The 21,447-nt window shown below is 64.8% G+C and carries 18 protein-coding genes and 1 pseudogene; 13 read left to right on the top strand and 6 right to left on the bottom strand.

The genetic code is table 11. The features are described from left to right. The 3 genes from H6718_14820 to H6718_14810 all read right to left on the bottom strand — a co-directional run bounded on the left by H6718_14820 (position 1) and on the right by H6718_14810 (position 2,887). On the bottom strand, positions 1–783 hold the full coding sequence (locus H6718_14820) for a PaaI family thioesterase (GenBank protein MCB9586670.1): 783 nt from the start codon (positions 781–783) through the stop codon (positions 1–3). Next, on the bottom strand, positions 784–2,403 hold the full coding sequence (locus tag H6718_14815; GenBank protein ID MCB9586669.1) for an acyl-CoA synthetase: 1,620 nt from the start codon (positions 2,401–2,403) through the stop codon (positions 784–786). Positions 2,404–2,545: 142 nt separating this feature from the next. After that, positions 2,546–2,887 carry an SCP2 sterol-binding domain-containing protein gene (locus H6718_14810; protein ID MCB9586668.1) on the bottom strand — a complete coding sequence of 114 codons (342 nt, stop codon included), beginning with the start codon at positions 2,885–2,887 and terminating at the stop codon, positions 2,546–2,548. A gap of 202 nt (positions 2,888–3,089) precedes the next feature. Between H6718_14810 and H6718_14805 the strand changes: the two genes are divergently transcribed. From H6718_14805 to H6718_14795, 3 genes are all read left to right on the top strand, one after another. After that, complete coding sequence (locus H6718_14805; GenBank protein MCB9586667.1) at positions 3,090–3,797, top strand: TetR/AcrR family transcriptional regulator; 708 nt, start codon at positions 3,090–3,092, stop codon at positions 3,795–3,797. Further along, entirely contained in the window at positions 3,772–4,854 is a 1,083-nt protein-coding gene (locus tag H6718_14800; GenBank protein MCB9586666.1) for a ferredoxin--NADP reductase, read from the top strand. The genes H6718_14805 and H6718_14800 overlap by 26 nt, the downstream gene beginning before the upstream one ends. Before the next feature lie 199 nt (positions 4,855–5,053). Then, positions 5,054–6,610, top strand: a complete 1,557-nt coding sequence (locus H6718_14795) for an acyl-CoA synthetase (protein ID MCB9586665.1) — start codon at positions 5,054–5,056, stop codon at positions 6,608–6,610. Positions 6,611–6,613: 3 nt separating this feature from the next. On the opposite strand, the gene H6718_14790 is transcribed toward H6718_14795, so the two are convergent. From H6718_14790 to H6718_14780, 3 genes are read right to left on the bottom strand one after another with little or no spacing between them, the layout of a single operon-like run. Further along, positions 6,614–7,636: a HupE/UreJ family protein gene (locus tag H6718_14790; protein MCB9586664.1), complete on the bottom strand. Its 1,023-nt coding sequence runs from the start codon at positions 7,634–7,636 to the stop codon at positions 6,614–6,616. Next, positions 7,633–8,529 carry a peptidyl-prolyl cis-trans isomerase gene (locus H6718_14785; GenBank protein MCB9586663.1) on the bottom strand — a complete coding sequence of 299 codons (897 nt, stop codon included), beginning with the start codon at positions 8,527–8,529 and terminating at the stop codon, positions 7,633–7,635. Before H6718_14785 ends, H6718_14790 begins: the two co-directional genes overlap by 4 nt. Positions 8,530–8,569: 40 nt before the next feature. Then, positions 8,570–10,591: a DUF3604 domain-containing protein gene (locus H6718_14780; GenBank protein ID MCB9586662.1), complete on the bottom strand. Its 2,022-nt coding sequence runs from the start codon at positions 10,589–10,591 to the stop codon at positions 8,570–8,572. A gap of 60 nt (positions 10,592–10,651) precedes the next feature. Between H6718_14780 and H6718_14775 the strand changes: the two genes are divergently transcribed. The 10 genes and pseudogenes from H6718_14775 (at position 10,652) to H6718_14730 (ending at position 21,423) form a co-directional block, all read left to right on the top strand. Further along, positions 10,652–11,671: an alcohol dehydrogenase catalytic domain-containing protein gene (locus H6718_14775; GenBank protein ID MCB9586661.1), complete on the top strand. Its 1,020-nt coding sequence runs from the start codon at positions 10,652–10,654 to the stop codon at positions 11,669–11,671. 414 nt (positions 11,672–12,085) lie between these two features. Continuing rightward, positions 12,086–13,261, top strand: a complete 1,176-nt coding sequence (locus H6718_14770; GenBank protein ID MCB9586660.1) for an acyl-CoA dehydrogenase family protein — start codon at positions 12,086–12,088, stop codon at positions 13,259–13,261. A 1-nt stretch (position 13,262) separates the two neighbouring features. Then, positions 13,263–14,345 carry an acyl-CoA/acyl-ACP dehydrogenase gene (locus tag H6718_14765; GenBank protein MCB9586659.1) on the top strand — a complete coding sequence of 361 codons (1,083 nt, stop codon included), beginning with the start codon at positions 13,263–13,265 and terminating at the stop codon, positions 14,343–14,345. A gap of 159 nt (positions 14,346–14,504) precedes the next feature. Further along, the gene (locus tag H6718_14760; GenBank protein MCB9586658.1) at positions 14,505–15,686 is read left to right on the top strand and encodes a DUF4215 domain-containing protein; all 1,182 of its coding nucleotides are present in this window, start codon (positions 14,505–14,507) and stop codon (positions 15,684–15,686) included. Beyond that, positions 15,683–17,185 (top strand): outer membrane protein transport protein, encoded by a 1,503-nt coding sequence (locus H6718_14755; GenBank protein ID MCB9586657.1) that lies wholly within the window; start codon positions 15,683–15,685, stop codon positions 17,183–17,185. The genes H6718_14760 and H6718_14755 overlap by 4 nt, the downstream gene beginning before the upstream one ends. A gap of 69 nt (positions 17,186–17,254) precedes the next feature. After that, positions 17,255–17,860, top strand: coding sequence for a hypothetical protein (locus tag H6718_14750; protein MCB9586656.1), 606 nt, complete (start codon positions 17,255–17,257; stop codon positions 17,858–17,860). 2 nt (positions 17,861–17,862) lie between these two features. Beyond that, positions 17,863–18,054: a ferredoxin gene (locus H6718_14745; GenBank protein ID MCB9586655.1), complete on the top strand. Its 192-nt coding sequence runs from the start codon at positions 17,863–17,865 to the stop codon at positions 18,052–18,054. A 186-nt stretch (positions 18,055–18,240) separates the two neighbouring features. Beyond that, a pseudogene (locus tag H6718_14740) lies at positions 18,241–19,217 on the top strand (OB-fold domain-containing protein). Next, positions 19,217–20,272, top strand: coding sequence for a thiolase domain-containing protein (locus H6718_14735; GenBank protein ID MCB9586654.1), 1,056 nt, complete (start codon positions 19,217–19,219; stop codon positions 20,270–20,272). Before H6718_14740 ends, H6718_14735 begins: the two are co-directional and overlap by 1 nt. Then, positions 20,272–21,423 (top strand): thiolase domain-containing protein, encoded by a 1,152-nt coding sequence (locus tag H6718_14730; GenBank protein MCB9586653.1) that lies wholly within the window; start codon positions 20,272–20,274, stop codon positions 21,421–21,423. The genes H6718_14735 and H6718_14730 overlap by 1 nt, the downstream gene beginning before the upstream one ends. The last annotated feature ends 24 nt before the right edge of the window (positions 21,424–21,447 follow it).

The following is a 21,447-nucleotide window of genomic DNA, read 5'->3' as shown; positions in this document are numbered from 1 at the left end:
CTACTTCGGGGTTTGGGGGTTAGGCACGCTGCTCGGCGCCTCGCCTGCCTGCGGGTGCCGGTCGAGCAGATCGCGCATCTGGTCTAGCGCCAGCTCGACGAACATGCCCTCCGCTTCCGCGAGGAGATGCCCTGTTCCTTGGAGCTGCCTGAGTTCACCGACGACCAGCGTCGCGCGACCGACGACGTCCTTGATGCGCGCGCGATACTCCACGGGCACCCCAAGGCGCACCGGCTTGCGATACTTGACGCTCAGCTTGCCCGTCATGCACACGACGCCGCGCCGCAGCGCCGCGGCACCGAGCACGTGATCGAAACCCGCAGCGATGTGGCCCCCATGAACGCAGCCCGGGCCACCTTGAAATAGCTCGCAGTACGTCCCGCGACCGGCGACCTCATCGCCTTCGATCTCCAGGGACAAGGGCGGCGCCGCAGGATTGCCGTGACCAATCACAGGGCTCCGGTCCGCCCATTCCTCGTGGGCCGACGTATCGCGCGCCTGATGGGCCTGAAAGAAGCTCCTCGAAGGCGCTGCCTCGACCAGCGCACGGGCTTCACCAACCAGCGCCGTGGCTCGCTCAAAGCACGCGGCATCTCCCTGGCTGCGCATCAACTCGTCGCCGAGCCGCCGGAGTTCAGCGGCCAACACGCGGCGCGCGCGCCACGCTGGATCGCTCGGCTCGCCCGGAACTTTGAATCCGTGCGGCAGCTCATCGAGCAGCTGAATCCCACCGCTCGACGCAACGCCAGGGACGGCGACCCAGTCTGTCCCGGGCTCCTTCATTCAGCGAACCTGGACCTCGTCTGGAGCGTCCTCGGCTGCGGCCTTGGCCCATTTGTAGTCGGGCTTGCCACTGGGGAAGCGCTCGACGTGACTCACGAGCTTGAGCTGCCGCGGCACCTTGTAGCCCGCGATGAACTTGCGAGCGTGCTCTTGTAGCGCATTCAGATCGGGCGCCTTGCCCTCACGGGGGGCCACGACCGCCGCTACGCGCTGCATCCATTTCTCGTCTTCCACGCCGACCACGAGCACGTCGTAGACGTCCGGGTGGGACTTCAGCGCCTCTTCAACTTCCTCAGGGAAAATCTTCTCGCCACCGCTGTTGATGCAGTTGCTGCCGCGGCCATACACCGTGATGCGACCGTCTTCTTCGACGGTGGCCGAGTCACCCGGCAGCACCCAGCGCACGCCGTCAATCGTCACGAAGCGCTCTTGGGTCTTGGCCTCGTCCTTGTAGTAGCCGAGGGGCACGTGACCACTGCGCGCCAGCTTCCCGATCACTCCCGAGCCGGGAGCCACAGGTTTCATGTCGTCGTCGAGCACGCTGTTCGCCTCGTCCATGAAGAACGATGGGCGACCGTCGGTGCCGGTGTCTTCGCCGGGCACAGCGGAACCTTGGTGCCCCGTCTCGCTGGCTCCAAAGTTGTTGAGCACCAGGGCGTCAGGCACGAGCTCTTGCAGCTTGTCGCGCACGACCGGGCTCAGCACCGCACCGGACGACGCGATGGCGAGCATGCTACTCACGTCATAGGAGGCCCGCTCGAGCTCGTCGGTGATGGGCCGGCCCATGGCGTCGCCAACCAGCATGATGGTGTTGACCTCTTCCTCGGGGATCAGCTCGCAGATGCGCTTGGCGTCGAAGCTCTTGCCGGGTTGAATCACGAGCTTTCCTCCAGAGAGCAGGCAGATCCAACAAGTCAGCTGCGCGGCGCCGTGAATGAACGGCGCGCAAGGCAACATCGTCACCCCACCCTCAGCCGCGGAAGGTGCGAGCGCCTCTGGAGTCTCGATCGGATCGCCTCCGGGGTTGCCACCCTGGAGGGCCGCGAAGAACAAGTCTTCCTGGCGCCACATCACGCCCTTCGGCATGCCGGTGGTGCCGCCGGTGTAGATGATGAACAGGTCGTCTCCGCTACGCTTTTCGAATGCGCGCTCCGCTGATGCTTCGGCGAGCACTTGGTCGTAGTCGAAGGCCTCGAGCCGCGCGTCGACCTCACCGCTGCTGCCGTCATCGAGCAGTACGCAGGTGTGCAACTTTTCCGCGCCGAGCGCCGCGTCCACGACGATTGGCGCGAACTCCCGCTGACTCAGGATCGCGACCAGGTCTGCATTTTCCACCAGGTAACGCAGCTCATGGGCGACGTAGCGGTAGTTCAGGTTGATGCTCACGGCCCTGAGCTTCATCGCGGCGAGCATGCCCTCCACGTACTCGGTGCCGTTGTAGAGGTGGAGACCGATGTGGTCTCCAGCCTTCACGCCTCGCGACGCCAAGAAGTTCGCCAGCCGGGTCGCGCGCTGATCGAGCTCCGCGTAGCTCAGGCGGCGCTCGCCGGACACCAACGCGAGGCGCTCGCCGAACGTATCGACCAGCGACTCGTACAGATCTGCGATGTTGAATTCCATGGTCGCCCTCGTTCCCCTCGCCGCGCCTGGACGTCGCCGCCTTCTACGCGGCCTCTGCTAAACACAGGCCCGCGCCGCAACCCCTGGCCTCACGCGGCTCACGGGTGACGGCGCGGACTCTCTACGCCTGTTTCCGCGGGGCTCAGCCCTTGAGCGGCGGCAGGAAGTTGTTCATCTTGCGGGCCAGCGGGATGCTGCCGCTGACCTTGAGCTTGCGCGTCATTACGGCCTTCGCGCCGCCCAGATCGCCGTTGGCGAGCTTGACGTAGTCGTCTGCCTTCATGGTGTACGTCACGCTCGCGTTGTCCGTGCTGCCCTCGGAAACGGACACCGCTTGATCCTTCACGGAAACGGTCCAGGTCCCGCCGCCGTTCCCGCTCAGCTCGTACACGTAGGTCGCCTCAACGCCCTTCGCTTGATCCGCGATGAAACGATCCTGGATGGTGTCGAAGTACTGCTGACAGTTGTCGATACGGTCGACCATGCGTAACCCTCCGTCGCTGGCTGAGTGTTCAGCCTCGCTGCTCGCGGGAGCAGTGGTTGCCCCCGTCTCTGAAACACGTTCTACGTGGAGTTAGCGACTGTTGCCGTAATGTGTCAAGAACAAACTATACCCTGGAGTATCGGTATACTTTAAAGTATATGTTTCTCGGTATTGGGATACTCTTGAGTACTGGAGGCTGTAAATGTCCGTAACTACTGACACTCCCCCGCGTAGGCTGACCCGTGACGAGCGACGAGCCCGCACACGCGAAGACCTACTGCAAGCCGCAGCCGCGGTCTTTGGCCGGCGCGGTTACCACGGCGCATCCCTGGACGAAGTCGCCGAGGCCGCTGGTTACACCAAGGGCGCGGTGTACTCGAACTTCGGCAGCAAGGAGGAGTTGTTCCTCGAAGTCGCCGAGCGCCACGTGGAGAACATCGTCACCATGCTGCTCGGAGTCTTCGAGGATGCGGATCCCGACCGTCGCCTTGCGGTCCTGTTCGATCACGCGCGGAACCTCGCTAGCGTGGATGACTTCGTGCTGCTGGACATGGAGTTCCGGCTCTACGCGCGGCGTCACCCAGAGGCTCGGGAGAAGCTCCAGCAGCGGGACAATGCCTTGATGCAAGGCTTCGGAGCGGCCCTCGAGTCGCACTTCAACCAAGTCGGCGTACGGCCCGAGCTGAACCCCGAACAGATCGCGCGTGCGGTGTGGGCGCTGGCGGACGGTCTCGCGCTCCAAGGTGCCACGGACCCTCAGGCCGTGCAGCAAGGGCTTCCGGGTCTGGCGTTGCGCACCATGCTGAAGGGGATCGGGCTCGAGCTACCCGCAAGCGCCAAGGCGGCGCTCCCCACGGCGCACGCGACCCACGCTTCGAACACGCATGACAACGGCAGCAGCAGCAGCTGAAGACGCGTTCCGCGCGGATTCAAAAGCCTATCATGATCTGAAGGTGGCCCGGGTGATCCGGGAGACCGCCGACAGTTGCTCCGTAGTCGTCGATATCCCAGCAGGGCTGGCGCGCCAGTTTGCCTATCTGGCGGGCCAGTTTCTGACGTTCAAGGTGGAGCACGCCGGTCGCGTGCTGACGCGCTGCTACTCGTTGTCCAGCTCCCCGGACACCGACAAGGAGCACCGGGTCACGGTCAAGCGCGTGAGCGACGGCCGCGTGTCGAACTGGTTCAACGACTCGGTAAAGACCGGGGATACCTTGCGCGTGCTGCCTCCAGCCGGCCGCTTTACCCTGCGCGAGCGTGAGACACCGCTCTTGCTCTTCGCAGGCGGTAGCGGTGTGACGCCGGTGTTCTCGATCTTGAAGACCGCCCTGGCGACGACCTCGCGCAAGCTGCGCCTGGTCTACGCCAACCGAGACTCAGACAGCATCATCTTCAAGGCGGAGCTCGAAGCGCTCCGCGCCACTCATCCCGATCGCTTCGAGCTGGTTCACCACCTCGACGCCGAGCGCGGTTTTTTGCAAGCGACTGACGTGAAGGCACAAGTCGCGGGCTGGCTCGACGCCGATTGCTACATCTGTGGCCCGAGCGCGTTCATGGATCTCGTTGAGCACACGTTGCTGGCTGAGTCGGTTCCCCGTGAGCATGTCTTCGTGGAGCGCTTCGTCTCTCCCAGCGATCCAGATGAGGTCAGCGCCAAGCAAGCCAGCGCAAAGGCTTCTGCGGACCTCGCGGTGCCCGCTCAAATCCGCGTGCGCTGGGACAAGAAGCTTCATTTGGTGCCTTACCAAGCGGGGCAAACGCTGCTGCAAGCAGCCGTCGCGGCGGGGGTGGATCCACCGTACTCCTGTGAAGAGGGCTACTGCAGTTCCTGCCAGGCAAAGCTCACCGCAGGCCAAGTGAAGATGGCGGTGAACGACTGCCTGAGCGACGACGAGATCGCCGACGGCTGCGTGTTGGCGTGCCAAGCGTACCCGCTGACCGAAGACATCGAGATCGACTGGGACGCCTGAGTCACTGCGCTGAGTCAAGGCGGGTACGCCCAGAAGCACGACACGTACCGCCTGAATGACAGTGCTCTGCGTTCGCGACATCGACGCGGTTTGCGGCGCGCGCCAGTGTGTAGAACATGTTTCATTCGGCAGCGCCTTCAGGTACACGTGAGGGCGTGGACGAACGGCGGCGGGACGCCCATCGACCCTCGGAGGAGCCATGAACGTCGAGCTAGGTTTTTGGAAAGTTGCCGCGGAGAAGCGCAACGAGACGGGGATCGTGGATCCCGACGGCACGAAGCACAGCTTCGGCGAAGCCTGGGACCGCACGAATCAACTGGTCCACGGGTTGCGCGCTCAGGGCCTGACCAACGGCGACACGCTGGCGGTCGCGGCGCCCAACAGTCACCAGGTGATCGAGACGTTCATGGCGGCAGCGCAGGCCGGCTGGCGCCTCACCCCAGTGAACTGGCACCTCACGGCGAGCGAGATCGCCTATATCCTCAAGGATTCAGAGAGCAAGGTCTTCATCGCCTCGTCCCGCTTCGGCGAAGCCGCGAAGAAGGCCGCCGCAGAGGCTGGTCTGCCTGCAGACAAGTGCTTCTACATCGGTGATCCGATTGAAGGTTTCCGCAACTTCGACGAGCTGTGGCATGGCCAACCGACGACGCTCCCAGAAGATCGCAGCGCGGGCGGCCCGATGACCTACACCTCGGGAACCACTGGCCACCCGAAGGGCGTGCGCCGCCCCGTGGGCCAGGCGGCGCCCGAGCTCGTAGCCACGCAACAGGCGCTGTTTCTCAGTCTTTTTGGCATGTTTCCGGGCAGCGTTGGCGTGCACCTGGTCGTCGCGCCCCTCTATCACACCGCCGTGCTCAACTTCGCCACGAACCACCTGCACCTCGGTCACTCCGTGGTCCTGATGGACAAGTGGGCGCCCGAAGACACGCTGCGAGTCATCCAGGAGCACAAGGTCACGAACAGCCACATGGTGCCGACGATGTTCACGCGCATGCTGAAGCTGCCGGAGGACGTGAAGGCTCGCTACGACGTTTCGTCGCTCAGCCATGTGATTCACTCCGCAGCCCCCTGCCCCATCGACATCAAGCAAAAGATGCTCGACTGGTGGGGCGACTGCATCTTCGAGTACTACGCGGCGAGCGAAGGCGGCGGCACCTTGGCCACCCCGCAGGACTGGCGCAAGAAGCCAGGCACCGTGGGCGCGCCGTGGCCGATTTCGCAGATCCGTGTGCTCAACGACGAGCAACAGCCCCTCGCCCCTGGCGAAATTGGTACCGTGTGGATCCGCATGGGCGACCACAAGTTCGAGTACCACAAGGACAAAGCCAAGACCGACAAGTCCTGGCACGAAGGCTTCTTCACCGTGGGAGACGCCGGCTACCTGGATGAGGACGGCTACCTCTTTCTGTGTGACCGCAAGGCGGACATGATCATCAGCGGCGGCGTGAACATTTACCCGGCGGAAATTGAGGCGGTCTTCGTCACCCACCCCAAGGTGCAAGACGTCGCGATCTTCGGGATCCCCAACGAGGACTGGGGTGAGGAAGTGATGGCAGTCATCCAGCCCACGCCGGGCAACAGCGCGGGCGCCGAGCTCGAATCAGAGCTCAGGGAGTTTGCTCAAGATCGCGTCGCCAAGTACAAGATGCCGCGGCGCATCGAGTTCATCGCCGAGATGCCTCGCGATCCGAATGGCAAGCTCTACAAGCGCAAGCTGCGTGACCCCCACTGGGAGGGGCACGACCGCGCCATCTGAGCGTCACACGCCGCGCACGCGCTGCACCATCCAGAACAGGGCGAGCGCGCCGGCGGCGTAGCTCAGGGTTAGCGCCAGCGGGCGTACACCCCTGCGGGGTACGATGCACAAGCACACCAGCAAAGCGCTCACGACGCTGACCTGACCGAGCTCGACGCCCAGGTTGAACAACAGGAGCGCCGCCGGCACCTGCCCCTTGGGCAGGCCGAGCTCGAGCAAGGCTGAGGCGAAGCCGAGGCCGTGCAACAAGCCAAACAGCGCCGCAGTCCAGTACAAGCGGCGTGTCGCCACACGGTCAGGCTCGAGCTCCTGCGCTCCCAAGCGCAGCACGACTTCACGCGCCGCAAACGCCACGCTGAGTGCGATTGCCGCTTCCACGCCAGGGCTGCCGAGGCCACCGACGGCCACGCTGAGCGCCAGGCTCAGGCTGTGAGCGACGGTGAATAACGTCACCACGGCGAACAGCCTGCGCACGCTGGTCGCGAGCCACCAAGGACCTGAGAGCAACACCAGGCACGCGACGAACAACAGGTGGTCCCAGCCGGACCACACATGCCCAATGCCCTGGGTGAAGTAGCCCGCGAGCGCCGGCCCGGTGGCTCGAGCGGGGACCAAGAAGCGAAACCCAGGCGGCTGCTCGCCGAATAGCTGCACCTCTGGCTGGGCGCCCCGCGCGTCCTCCCACAACACACCGGTTGGCGTACCCGCGGGGAAACGCACATAGTGTGGGGTACCAGCATCACACTCGAGCGCGCCAGACCAGAGCGTGCCGCTCGAGAGCGCCTGCTCGAGCGGCGCCGTGTCGCAACCGCTGATCTCGAGCCCCCCCGCTGCTTGCTCCGGTGTCGGGAAGCGCACGCTCAACAACATGCCCTGAGCGCGCGATTCCAGCGTGCGCACCACGATGGGAGCCAGAGCGTGCGCATCGGCCCGAGTCGGGCTGAGCAGTAGGCAACAAGCTACCGCGAAGGCGACGCACCAGCCCACCGAGTGGCTGAGCACCGCGGAAACAGAGCGCGAGCTCACGGCGCGTGCTCGGATGGCGCCAGCTGCCAAGACTCTCCAGCGACGCGAATGCGGTAACGGGCTGCGGTGCGGCGGATGAAGTCCGTGTGAGCCGCTTGGCGGCGCTGTTCCAGCACTGCGGCACCGAGAGCGCCCCGTGCCTCATCCAACCGCTGAGTTCGCGGCGCGTGACGAGCTTCGACTCGCACCCAGTGCTTTCCGTAGCGAGACTCGAACGGCCCAAGCCACTTGCCGGTGTTGCCTGGCAGGCGCGCCTGCTCGAAGAGCGCCTTCGCGAGCGGTGCGCCGAAGCGCGCCTCGACTTGCCGCTCGGATCGACGAACGAAGCGCCGACCCGCCAGAAACGCATCGCCTAGCTCGAGATCCGCCACGGGAGTAGCGGACGGTTGATGTTGCGCCTCCCCCCCTGATCCGCGAGGAGCTAACGCCGGCTGGACGACGAGCCTGGGCTCAAGCGCCGCGACTCGCGCGTCGAGATCGGGTCCTGCGCGCAGGAAGACTTGCTCGAAGTCGAGCTCCTCGGGCACCTGATAGCGCTCCGGGTGCGCGGACAGCTCCGCGGCCAGCTCGACATCCGTCGGGGGAGCTGGCTCCCCTTGACTTTCCGCCAGGTAATCTAAGGACTGGATCAGACGACGCCTCACCACGGGATCCGTCTCGTGGAGGCCCATACTGATCGCCTCACGCTTCAAGACCTCGTCGCTCAGGTATTCGTTGATCAGCTGAGCACGCTCGACGTCCGTCGGAGGGCGCTTGCTCTTGAGCTCGAAGGATTTGGTCAGCGCATCGATCTGGCTTGGAGAAAGCTCGATCGATCGCGCGTCTGGCGGTCGCGGGGTGAGCCAAATCAACAGCGCTGCGAGCCAGGCGAAGTGCAGGAGCGGCTCGCGCAAAGTCCGACCGATGGCAGCGCGCAGCGGAACCCGAGGCACTTCAGCCGGCTCCGGGCTCGTACCAAATGGGGCTCGTCCACGCGCGCTCCTGGATCTGCTTCGCCACGCCAGGGTCGCTGCAGGCCTCAGGGCGATCCGCTTCCGGTAAGCTCAGGCACTGGCGCCAGCTCCAGCGGCAGGTCGGGTTCTCGAGCGCACGAACGTAATAGTAGGCACGAACGCTTGGGTCGAAACTCGGGTCGACCCAGGTGGTGCACAGGTTGCTATCGCCCTCGCCCCCGGTTTGACATGTGTCGAGATCCAGGGTGCCCCTTCCAGCTTGACCCGCCACATCGAACACCGCGACGTGTGACTTGCCCGCAGCGTCGACCCAACCCTTCACCACTTGCACGCGCTCCAGCGGCGCGGCGCTCGCGTCAGGGTCCGCATCGACGCTGACAATGAAGCCTGGCGCGTTGCCCTGGGGATTCATACTGGCGTTCAGGGTGCCTCCCATGGGGACACCCTGAGCGTCAGCAGTCGCGACCCAGTCAGCCTTGGAGCAAGCGGACGTGTCCAAGCCGAACCCACCAAAGAAGCGCGGAGTGATGCGAGGCCCGCTGGTGCCGAACGTCTCGCGCCGAGCGAGGGCCTCGAAGATCGCGCTGCGACTGTTCTCTGTCGACCAAACGCCGACCAAGCCACCTGGAGTCGAGATCACACCGCTCGGCGGTTGCTTGATGATCTGGAGGCGATCCTCCACCTTCGTCTCGCCGCCGGTGTGTCCCAAGAACTGATCTTCGTCCACCGCGCCGGGCGCGCCGAGGTGGGTATCTGTACTGGAGATCATGCCTAGGCGGAGCGGGTTCGTCCCCAGACGTTCCTCTTCGCTCAGGCCCGTGAGCAGCGCGCCCCGCACGAAATCGTAGCGAGAAACGCAGCCGCTGTTGATCATCCCGAGGCCGCCGGTCTCATCGCCGCAGTCCATTCCCTCGCGGAACTGCTCGAAGCGGCACTGTTCGTCGACCTCGCCGTAGTTCGAGCTCTGCTCATAGCTGCACTCGCTCGAACCCTTGTGCTGGAACACTTCGACCAAGGGCTCCATCGCGCCGCGCAGCTTGGCCTGCTCCCGCTCCTCCTCGATGGAGCTCGTGCCCGGGTACTCAGGGATGAACATCTTGCCGTTGCTGAGGTTCGAGTTGTGGGGGATCGCCAGCACTTCGCAGCCGTCGATCGCGCGGCGGCACTCGCACTCGAGGCGCGCCCACAGCTCCTGAGGCTTGGGCGTTTCCATGTAAGTCACGGGGTACTCGAGCACGCGGTCGTTCTTGAAGATCACGTTGCGGTGCAGGTTGCTCACCCCCGTGGCTCCAGTCCACTCGTAGCCGATCAACGCGGTGAAGGAGCAACTGGCGGTCTTGTCGTAGGCCTCTTCGGCGGCGTCGATCAACGTCTTCCAGCCGTCGCGAGCGAGTGACTCGCAACCCTTGCCGTCATCGCCGCACAGCTCCTTTCGCCGCTTGGGATCAGGCGAACTTAGCGGGATGGCGATGTTCTGCACCGCCGCCGGACCACCGATGCGGTAACTCTGACAGAACTCGCTGTCATAGCCGGTGGCCCCTGGGGTGATGCAGGCTAGCACTTCCCCGAGGAACTCAGCGTGGTCCGTCACGGCCACGAAATCCAAGGGGCGCTTCAGCTGGAGCATCTGCGTCCCCTGCCCGTCTGCGTCGAGGGGCGCGACGGAGATCGGATCTCCCTTCGCGAAGCGATACGCCTCCCGGGGGCCAACTCGCGTCTGATCCGCGTAGGCATCGAAGCTGAGCCGCGTGTGCACGTGCAGATCCCCGAAGTACGCGTTGCGCAGCGGATTGTGATCGGCGCAGGGCTCCCGTTGCTCGACGTAGCTCGACGGCTTCGCTTCGGGTAGGTCGCAGACGTAACCGGCGCCCCCGGCTCCGCCACTGCCCGAAGTCACTTCCGGGTTGCTACCACAAGCCGCAGGCCCACCCAGCACGCATAGACCAAGCCCCAGCACCCCAAGCGACGCGCCCCCTCGGCTAGCAAGCGATCTTCGATTCATCAGCGCCTCGTCCACGCAGCCCGCGTTGACGTGCCGACTGTAACACGCTCCACTCGGCTCATGACGTGGCGTCGCATGCGCATGCTTGAAACAGGTTTCACTCGCGAGCTCGAGCCCAGTGAGGCGCCCCTGCCCGAGCCCAGCGGGAGCCAGGTGCTGGTCGAGGTGGAGGCGTGCGGCGTGTGCTACCGCGACACCATCGACCGCAGTGGTCGCTTTGCCTTCATTCAGCTCCCGGTCACACCTGGCCACGAAGCCGTGGGTCGGGTCGTGGCCGTCGGCAACGACGTCAGCTCCTGGAAGGTTGGCGATCGCATCGCGAGCATGCATCGCGATTCCTGCGGCACCTGCCCCAGTTGCCAAGCGGGGGACACCTCCCTGTGTCCCTTTGCGGCGAGCGTCTTGGGCCTATTAGTCGACGGCGGCTACGCGAGCCATATCCTCGCCCCGGAGCGCTGCTTCTATCCCATGCCGGAGGAAATCCCGGCGGCAATGGCTGCGATCCTGCACTGCACTTACGGAACGGCGTACCGGGGCTTGGTGCGCTGGGGGCAGCTCAAGTCCGGCCAGCGGGCGCTGATCACTGGCGCGAATGGCGGCGTCGGCGCAGCGGCAATCCAGATCGCAAAACGCCTCGGCGCGGGCGTCGTTGCCGTCGTTCGGAGTGAAGAGCACGTCGGCTATTGCAAGGAGCTCGGGGCGGACGAGGTGCTGGTGAACTCGGGAGGCGACTTCCACCGCCAGCTCGGGCAGCGAGTCGAAGTTGCCCTCGACTGTGTTGGGGAGCCGACCTTCAACGCCGCGCTACGCAGCTTGAGCGTCGGGGGTCGTATCGTCAGCATTGGCAACGTCGTGGGCAAGCGCGCGGAGCTGAATCTCGGGTACATCATCACCACAGGGCTCAGCATCCACGGCTCGAGCGGCGCGACGCCCGATGACATGCGCGCCCTCTTGGAGCTGCACGCCCAGCAGCCACTCAGCGCGGTGGTCCATGAAGAGCGCCCCCTCGCCGAGGCCGACGCCGCCCAGCGCCGGCTGCTCGAAGGCAACCTTCACGGTCGCATCGTGCTGGTCCCATAACGCAGTGTGTCCCTCAACTCCGTCAGCGACGCGCTGACGCTCTGCGTAGAGAGCGCCCGTAGAACGCGTTTCACGATCGCGCACTGCGGCAGCGCTCGCAACCGCTCGGGTTTTTGGGGGTGAGGCGCGTTTCACGTGCCCGTGGCGTCCCCTTTGAGCCACCGGCGGAGTACCGCTCCAGGCGCTGAAGGTGGCTGTTTTCATGCCCAATGGTGCGCTCCTCGGGTCATTCAGGTCACGCAAAAGCGGCGCTTCGGACGCGCGCTCCCAGGGTGGCGCCGAAAGCAATGCGCGAAGCGGTGCAGCGCGGCTTGTGGGCACACTGTCCTTCGGTGTAGAACACGTTCTACTGGGTGGGCGATCAACGCGGCGGGTTTGGTGAGGCCGCGCATCCAACCCCTTCCGGGAGGCAGCATGTATCTTGACTACACGCCCGAACAAAAGCAGCTGCGTGACGAACTACGCAGCTACTTCGGGCGGCTGATGACACCAGAGCTACAGGAAGAAGTGGCTCTAACGGAGAGCGGCGGTCGGCTTTACAGTCAGGCCCTCAAGCAGATGGGTGCGGACGGCTGGCTCGGGATCGGCTGGCCCAAGGAGTACGGCGGTCAAGGCCGACCGGCGATCGAGCAGTTCATCTTCTTCGACGAAGTGCAGCGCGCAGGCTTTCCCATCCCGCTGCTCACGCTGAACACCGTCGGCCCGACACTGATGAAGTACGGCAGCGACGCCCAGCGTCAGGCGCTGCTACCCCGCATTCTGAAGGGCGATCTCCACTTCTCCATCGGCTACACGGAGCCTCAGGCCGGCACGGATCTAGCGGCCCTCAAGACGACTGCACGCCGCGACGGCGATCACTACGTGGTCAACGGCCAAAAGGTGTTCACGAGCCTCGCGGATCACGCGGACTACATTTGGTTGGCGGTGCGCACCGACCCCGATGCCGCGCGGCACAAGGGGATCTCCATCTTGATGGTGGACACCAAGCTGCCCGGCGTGAGCATGACCCCCACGCGCACCTTGGGTGACAACCGCTGCTTCACCACCTTCTACGAAGACGTGAAGGTGCCGGCCGATATGTTGATCGGTCAGGAAAACGGCGGCTGGCGCATGATCACGAACCAGCTGAACCACGAGCGAGTGGCCCTGTTCACCGCGGGCATCGTGGAGCGCTTCCTGGTCGAGGTCACGGAGTGGGCCAAAGCCACTCAAGCCCCTGAGGGCGGCCGGGTGATCGACCGCGGCTGGGTTCAGGTCAACCTTGCGAAGGTCAAGGCGGGCACGGACGTGCTGCGCCTCTTCAACTGGCGCCAGGCCTGGAACATCGAGCGCGGCGAACTTCCTCCGCACGAAGCCTCCGCGGTCAAGATCTACGGATCCGAATACTATCTGTGGGCGGCACGTTGCCTCATGGAAATCATGGGAGAAGCGTCGACCATCCAAGGTGGTTCGCCTGGGGCCGTACTCCACGGTCGCCTCGAGCGCTACTACCGAGCGACCCTCGTGCTCACCTTTGGCGGAGGTACGAACGAAATCCAACGCGACATCATCGCGATGGCGGGCCTTGGAATGCCCAGGCAGGAGCGCTGAAATGGACTTTGCTTTCACCGAAGACCAGCAGGGCCTGGTTGGACTCTGCCGCCAGATGTTTGGCGAGCTATGCGCTCCCGAGGCCATCGCCCAGCTCGAGAAATCCGGGCAGCCCGTGTTCCACAAGCAGCTGTGGTCCCGCATGGCGGAGAGCGAGCTGCTCGGGTTGAACCTGAAGGAAGACGTGGGCGGCCTCGGCCTCGGCATGGTCGAGGTGTGTTTGATCCACGAACAGGCTGGCTGGGTCACGGCGCCCTTGCCCCTCACCGCTTGCTTGGCCATGGGCGCACCAGCACTCGATCGCTTCGGCAGCGATGCGCTTCGCCAGGCCGTGTTACCCGGTGTGATCCGCGGGGAAAGTATCCTCTGCGCTACGACCAGCCGCGTGAGCGCGACGCAGACCAGCGAAGGCTTCACCCTGGACGGCGAGCTCGACTGCGTTCCCTGGGCGCCCGTCGCATCGCATATCGTGCTGCTGGCGGAGCACGCGAGCCAGTTGAGCGCGCTGTGCGTGGAGCTCAAGGGGCTCGAGGTCGAGCGCCAGACCGCCAGCAACGAGGAGCCTCTCGGGCGGATCCGCTTCGCCGGCCACCCCGTCCCCGCCAGCAACCTGCTGGGTGAGCTCGGCCACGGCGAGACCGTGAGCGCCTTCATGAGCGAACGCGGCCAGGTGGCCCAAGCGGCGTCGATTCTAGGCATGGCCGCCCGGGCGCTGCGCCTGACGGCGAAGTACGCCACGGAGCGCCAGCAGTTCGGTCGCGCGATCGGCACCTTTCAGGCTGTGGGACAGCGGGCAGCGGACGCCTTCGTGGACGTCGAAACGATCCGCGTCGCGCTGTGGCGCGCCGCTTGGCTGCTGGACGATGCCCAGCCGGCAACGGCTGAGGTCCTGGTCGCCTCGTACTGGGCGAAGGACGCGGGCAATCGCGTGGTCAACGCGGCGCAGCATATCCACGGCGGGATAGGCTTCGACCGCGACTACCCGCTCTATCGTTATTTCCTCGGGGTCAAGACACTCGAGCAACGCATGGGTTCTGCAACCAGCTGCCTCAGCGAGCTGGGGCGACGGATGGCGCAGGAGTGAACGCCACCCGCGCCTGCTCGTGAAGACAGGCGCGGGACGAACTGGGTGCCGGATGGCACCGGACTACTCGGTCCAAAATGACGCGTGAGCGCGTCACCTCGCTCGGGAAAACATCTCCGGCGAGTTTCAGGAAGGGCACAATGGTGTAGCGTCGTGTTGGTGAGGAAGGGCAAGAGCAGGCGGTTGATCCACCTGGGCGGCGCGCTCGTGTGTTCCACGTTGGCAACAGGTCTCGTGACGGCCTGCGCCGAGGACACGATCCTGCCGGTCGACTTCGTTTGCGGCGACGGCCAGCTCGATGGCCCGGAGACGTGCGACAACGACAGCGAGGGCTGTGTCGACTGTCAGATCGCCGCGGGTTGGGAGTGCCCGGACAACGAGTGTCACTCCGTGTGCGGCGACGGCATCCTGGTCGGTGACGAAGAGTGCGACTCCGACGACCGAACCCAGTGTGATTCCGCATGTAAATTGGGGACGCGCACCACGGGCTGCGACATGACCGGCTACTGGATCACTCGTCAGACCGATTTCTCCATCGATCGCGTGCTCAACGGGCTCCAGACCTCGACCAACTGGTACGTCTACAAGATCAGCCAAAGCGGCGACACCTTCACGATCGAGGAGAACCTGTTCTGCGGCATCCAGGTGAGCGGTAGCGTCGACGTGATCCTCCCGGAAATCGGCGTAAAGGCGCTGATGTACCGGAACTCGCAGGATCAAACCAACACCGCCCAGGGTCCGCGTCAGGGCGAATCCGCCGCGAGTGGTGGTAGCTGCAACTTCTCTCTGGAGCGCTGGTACTTCTTGCGTGGCCTCGATTTCGACGCAAACCCGCCCTTCGCCCCAGCTGAGTTCTCCACCAACGCCGAGCTCAGCACCCTGCGCTCGATGCCCACACCCGAGATGCCCGACGGCGCTGCGGACACCGACGGTGATGGTCACCTCGGCATGCGTTGGGAGGTCAGCGGCAACGCTTCAGGGATACGCCACACGGTGATGCGGGACTGGAACGAGTACAGCCCCGACCCTGAGTTCCCCATCGCGCCAGATCAGATCGAGTTCACCTCCTACTCCCGCTTCGACAATCAGGAGGTGATCTTCGAGACCGAGGGTTGCCCGCTCATCGGCTGCGGAGTGCTCGAGGCGCTCTCAGACCCTTCGAAGACCCACAAGGGGCGTGTCACTTTCCGCTACCTCGGTGCGACGCTGGACGACCCACGAGTAGCGGCGATCATTGGTTCGCCGCTCCACATGGATGAAGCGGAGGATCTGGCTACCTGTACGCGGGCACGCCAGGCGTTGCCCCACAAGGACTCCAAAGACTTGGGGGTAAAGAAGTGAGCCACATTTCCTTACGGCAGCGAGCCCTGGTCGCGTGCCTGACGCTCGCTCCAAGCCTCGGCGTCGCAGGGGTCGCCAACGCCTCACCGCTGTTCGAGCTGGTAGGCGGAACGACGGGCGCCGGCGGGTTCAACGGGCGCGTCACCGGGGCGGACGCGCCCTCCACTTACTTCAACCCGGCCCTCCTCGGCTACGCCCAGAAGGGTTTCACCCTGGGCGTGCTCGTGCTTTCCGACCAGACGGAGATCACGTATGACGGGCGCACGGGCGGCACCGTTCCACTTGCCGTGGGGAATCGCAACATCGTCGACGGAAACGGCAATCCCATTCCTAACGACACGGTTCCCACCGGTTGGCTGGAAGATGGCTGCACGGACAGCATCTGTACCCCCGCGTTCGGGCCCCGCCGGCGCGGCCAAGGTCGAGACGTTGGGGTGACCCGCAGCTACACCATCTTGGGCTTGGTCAGTCCCATCGTGGACAAGCGCTTCGTGCTCGGCCTCCACGCGCTGATCCCCAACGGAGAGTTCACGACGGCGCAGGCCTTCTACAACGACGAGCGCGAGCAGTTCTTCTCGAATAGCCTGCATCCAGAGCTCTACTCGGATCGCCTCACCGCGACTTCGCTGGCGTTCGGAGCCGGCGGGCAGATCACTGACGAGCTGGCGGTGGGGCTGTCGTTCACGCTCAGTCTGACCAACACCGCCGACGCCGGAACCTACGTACGGGATCCCGCTGACTACGATCAGCTGCTGTTGTCGACGGACGTCAAGGTGAACACCGCGGTGTCCCCGCACTTCGGCGTGGTGTGGAAGCCGAGCGATCGCTTCAGCCTCGCCGGTACGGTGCACTCGGAGCAGAAGCTGGTGATCGAGACCGCGTTCAGCGCCGCGCTGCCCGCAGGTCAGGAATCGGACACCACGCGCAAGGCAGTGCACGACTTCGTGCCTTGGAGCTTCGGGCTCGGCAGTGAGGTGGGTTTGACCGACGACACCTCGTTGGTTGGGGGGGTGAGTTACACCCTGTGGTCCGACTACATCGACCGTCACGGCCAAGTACCCGGCGACGTCTACGGCAGCGAGTACGCTTGGAAGAACACGTTCGCTTTCAGCTTCGGCGCGCGCCAACACATCGACGACGTGACCGCCTTCATCGACCTCGGCTACACCCCCACACCCGTTCCCGAGCAGACGGGGCGTAGCAACTACGTCGACAACGACCGACTGAGCGCCACCGCCGGAGCGAACTTCGAGTTCGAGGCCTTCGGATTACGATTCCGCCCGGAAATTCAAGTCCAGGGGCACCACCTCATCGACCGCTACCAAAAGAAGGACGACAGCAAGCTGCGGGACGAAGTCCCGGACGACTCCGTCGTCGCGTCCACGGGTAATCCCCTGCCCGGTCGAGAAGGCCTGCAAACCAACAACCCCGGCTGGCCTGGCTTTTCAAGCGGCGGCTGGCTCTATGGCGGCGCCGCTTCACTCACCTTGCTCTACTGACGGCCCGCACCCAACACCATTCGCGCGCCCGAGAGCGCCCAAAACCACCCCCTAAGGAGATCGCGAACCATGCAACTGAAGACCCTCCTCTCTGTAGCCACCGCAGGCTTGCTCGCCGCTCTCGCCGCCCCGGGCTGCAGCAGCGACGATGGCGGTGATGGGAACGGGCAGAGCTCCAATGGAGTGGGCAGCTCGTGCACTCAAGACTCCGACTGCACCGGGTACACCAACCCGAAGTGCATCAGCGAACTCTATCCGACGAAGAACCTGATCCTGGATCCCTCGAACGCCGGCGCCGCGGCCTTCGAGGACTTGGTGATCCCGTTCAATGGCGGCTACTGCACCAACGACCTCGGAGACCTCACGGAAGACGACATCAAGAACATGTCCTGTACGCCGGGCAGCTGCGGCGACTCGGGAGAGTGCTACCAGCCTCTCGCCTTCCTCTCGGCGGAGGACGTAGCTTCGCTGCAAGGGACCCTGCCCTTCGTCAACATCGAGGCCTTCGGTGACCTGGGGTTGTGCCTGCAACCTTGCGCCGGAGACGGGGATTGCCGCACGGATGAAGGCTACAAGTGCACCACTCCCCTCAAGGGTCTGCTCGATGTTCTTGGTGAAGAGAAGACGTTCTGCATGGTCGACAAAGACTATGGCTACCTCTTGCAGGGAGGGTGAGCGTGAAGATCCTCATCGACTACGACCTGTGTGAGGCGAACGGCGTGTGCGTGAAGTTCGCCCCCACGGTGTTCAAGCTCGACGATGACGACAACCTGCACCTGCTCATCGCAGAGCCCGGGGAGGACCTGCGCGAGCAAGTGAAGAAAGCCGAAGCGCGCTGTCCCAAAGCGGCGATCCGCGTCGAAGACTGACGCCTTCAAACGCGCACGTGGCAGCTTGGTGCCAGCTCCTGTTCGGGCCGTCGAACCACTTGTTCGGCGGCCCGTTTCGCGTCGTGCACCAGCGCAGATCCGCAGCGATCGATACCGCGGGGATGGCTTTACCCACCGAGTGAAACATGTTCTATTCAGCGAGCCACAAGACGGCTTGGAGGCCCCATGAGTGAAGTCGACACCAACCTGCTCAGCGCGCCCTACACGCTCGAGTACACCTACACCCGTACGACAGGACCGGTGATCGGGCGCTTCCTGACCAGTCTGCGCGCCGGCAAGATCGAAGGCGTCAAGACCAAGGCGGGACGCGTGCTGGTGCCACCGCTCGAGTACGATCCGGACACGGGCGACGCCGTCGGCGACTTCGTTGAGGTGGGCCAGAGCGGCGTCGTCAAGACTTGGTCGTGGATGGCAGAGCCGCGGCGTGGACAGCCCCTCGAGCGCCCGTTCGCCTGGGCGCTGATTCAGCTGGACGGCGCCGACACGGCGCTGCTCCACGCGGTGGATGCTGGCAGCCCCGACAAGATGCGCACGGGCATGCGGGTCAAGGTCCAGTGGGCGGAGGAAAAGACCGGCAGGATCCAAGACATCGCGTGCTTCCTCCCGGAACAGGAGGCTGCGAAATGAGCGAAAAGCCTGCAAAAGAGCCGGACCCGAACGCACCGGTCACCGAGCTGCTGACCCCGGTGAGGCTCGACTACACCGTGGTCGCGGGGCACCACCTCTCGCAGTACCTGCGCGGCTTCGCGGAGAAGCGCATCCTGGGCGCCCGCTGCGAGGGCTGCGACAAGGTGCTCCTGCCTCCCCGCGGCGCCTGCCCCACGTGCGGGATCCCGACGGTTGGCATCGAAGAGGTGAAGGACCAGGGCACGCTGACCACCTACTGTGTGATCAGCATTCCGTTCGGAAACATGCCCTTCAAGCCGCCCTACATCGCCGCTGCCGTGTTGCTCGACGGCGCTGACATCCCGATTTTTCATCTGGTCCGAGGCATCGAGCCCGAAGAGGTGCGCATGGGCATGCGGCTCAAGGCGATTTGGAAAGACGACTCGGAGCTCGGCCCGACTCTCGAGAGCATCAAATGGTTCGAGCCCAGCGGGGACCCCGACGCGGACTACGAGACCTACAAGGAGCACCTCTGATGCGAGACATCGCAATCGTCGCGTTCACGCAGCTGCCGAACCAGCGTCGCCACACCGACCGCGAGGAGGTGGAGCTGGTCCAGCCCGTGGTGGCCGAAGCTCTCGAGCAAGCGGGCTTGAACAAGTCGCAAATCGGCTTCACTTGCTCAGGCAGCAGCGACTACCTGCTGGGGCGACCATTCAGCTTCGTCTCGGCCCTGGACTCCGTCGCGCCGTGGCCGCCCATCAACGAATCCCATGTGGAAATGGACGGAGCCTGGGCACTCTACGAAGCCTGGGTGCGTCTGCAGCACGGAGACGTGGACACAGCTCTGGTCTATGCCTACGGCAAGTCGAGTCTCGGCTCGTTGAGAGACGTGCTGTCTCAGCAGCTCGACCCCTACTACACCGCGCCACTCTGGCCCGACGCCATCAGCCTGGCAGCGCTTCAAGCGCGTGCCGTGCTGGACGCTGGCTGGGCGAGCGAGCGCGACTTCGCAGAGGTCGCGAGCCGCAACCGCGCCCAGGGCAGGCAGAACCCCAACGCCCACCAGGTCGGGGACTACGCCGTGGACAGCCTGATGAGCGAGCCCTACCTGGTTGAGCCGCTCCGCAAGCACGACTGCCCGCCCATCAGCGACGGTGCGGCCTGCGTGATCTTGGCCACCGCCGAGCGCGCCCGGGAGCTCGTGAAGCGCCCGGCCATCATCCGCGGCATCGACCATCGCGTGGAGCCCCACTTTCTCGGCATGCGCGACCTGACGGAGTCTCCTTCCGCGCGGATCGCTGGCGAACGTGCCGGCGCTACCAAGGGCAAGCTCGACATCGCAGAGCTCCACGCACCGTTTGCCCACCAGGAGCTGATCTTGAAGCGCGCCCTGGGGCTTGGAGAAGACGTCAAGCTCAACCCCTCCGGCGGCGCGCTATGCGCAAACCCCATGATGGTCGCCGGGCTAACCCGCCTGGGTGAAGCCGCGAACCACATCCTGCGCGGAGACGCGGGGCGGGTGCTGGCTCACGCCACGAGCGGCCCGTGCCTACAACAGAACCTCGTCGCCGTGATGGAGGCCGAGTGATGGAACGCTGTGCAATCATCGGCATTGGCCAGACCAAGTACGCCGCGAAGCGCAAGGATCTCTCAATTCCAGGCCTCTTGCGCGAGGCCGCCCTGCGCGCCCTCGAAGACGCCGATCTGACGTTCAAGGACATCGACGCCGTCGTCGTGGGCACCGCCCCGGATATGTTCGAAGGCATCATGATGCCCGAGCTGTTCCTCGCGGATGCGCTCGGCGCCGTGGGCAAGCCAATCATGCGCGTTCACACCGCGGGTAGCGTCGGCGGCTCGACGGCCCTCGTCGCGAGCCACCTGATCTCGAGCGGTGTGCACCAGCGGGTGCTCACGGTCGCCTTCGAGAAGCAGTCCGAGAGCAACGCGATGTGGGCCCTCTCCCCCGCCATCCCTTTCCAACCGCAGCTCACTGCCGGCGCTGGCGGCTACTTCGCGCCGCTCATTCGCGCGTACATGCGCCGCTCGAATGCCCCGAGCCACGTCGGCACCCTGGTCAGCGTGAAGGATCGCCAGAACGCGCTGAAGAATCCCCTCGCTCACCTGCACCTCCCGGAAATAAGCCGTGAGATGGTCGAGCAGAGCCCAATGCTCTGGGATCCGATCCGCTACCTCGACTGCTGTCCCTCCTCCGACGGCGCAGCGGCGCTGGTACTGGTCAATGAAGCCCACGCCAAGGCGCCCACTCCCCCCGCGTGGGTGCTCGGCGGCTCGATGCGCAGCGAGGCGGTGTTGTTCAGCGGTCGCGACCAGGTGAATCCCAAAGCGGGTCGCGACGCGGCGAAGGATCTCTACTCCCAAGCCGGCATCACCAATCCCCGCAAGGAAATCGACTGCGCCGAACTCTACGTGCCCTTCTCCTGGTTCGAACCCATGTGGCTCGAAAACCTAGGCTTCTGCGACGAAGGCGAAGGCTGGAAGCTCACCGAGCAAGGCGTGACCGCCCTCGACGGTGATCTACCGATCAACATGAGCGGCGGCGTGCTCTCGACGAACCCCATCGGCGCGAGCGGTATGATCCGCTTCGCCGAAGCCGCCATGCAGGTGCGCGGCCAAGCCGGTGAGCACCAAGTCGACGGCGCGAAGATCGCCATGGGCCACGCCTACGGCGGCGGCTCCCAGTTCTTCAGCATGTGGCTCGTCGGCAGCAAAAAGCCCTAGATCAGGTTTGGGGGGAGAGGTGCG

The sequence above is a fragment of the Polyangiaceae bacterium genome (assembly GCA_020633205.1).
Lineage (GTDB): Bacteria > Myxococcota_A > Polyangia > Polyangiales > Polyangiaceae > JAHBVY01.
Note: the sequence above shows the minus strand (reverse complement) of the source record. Positions and strands in the feature narration are given on the sequence as shown.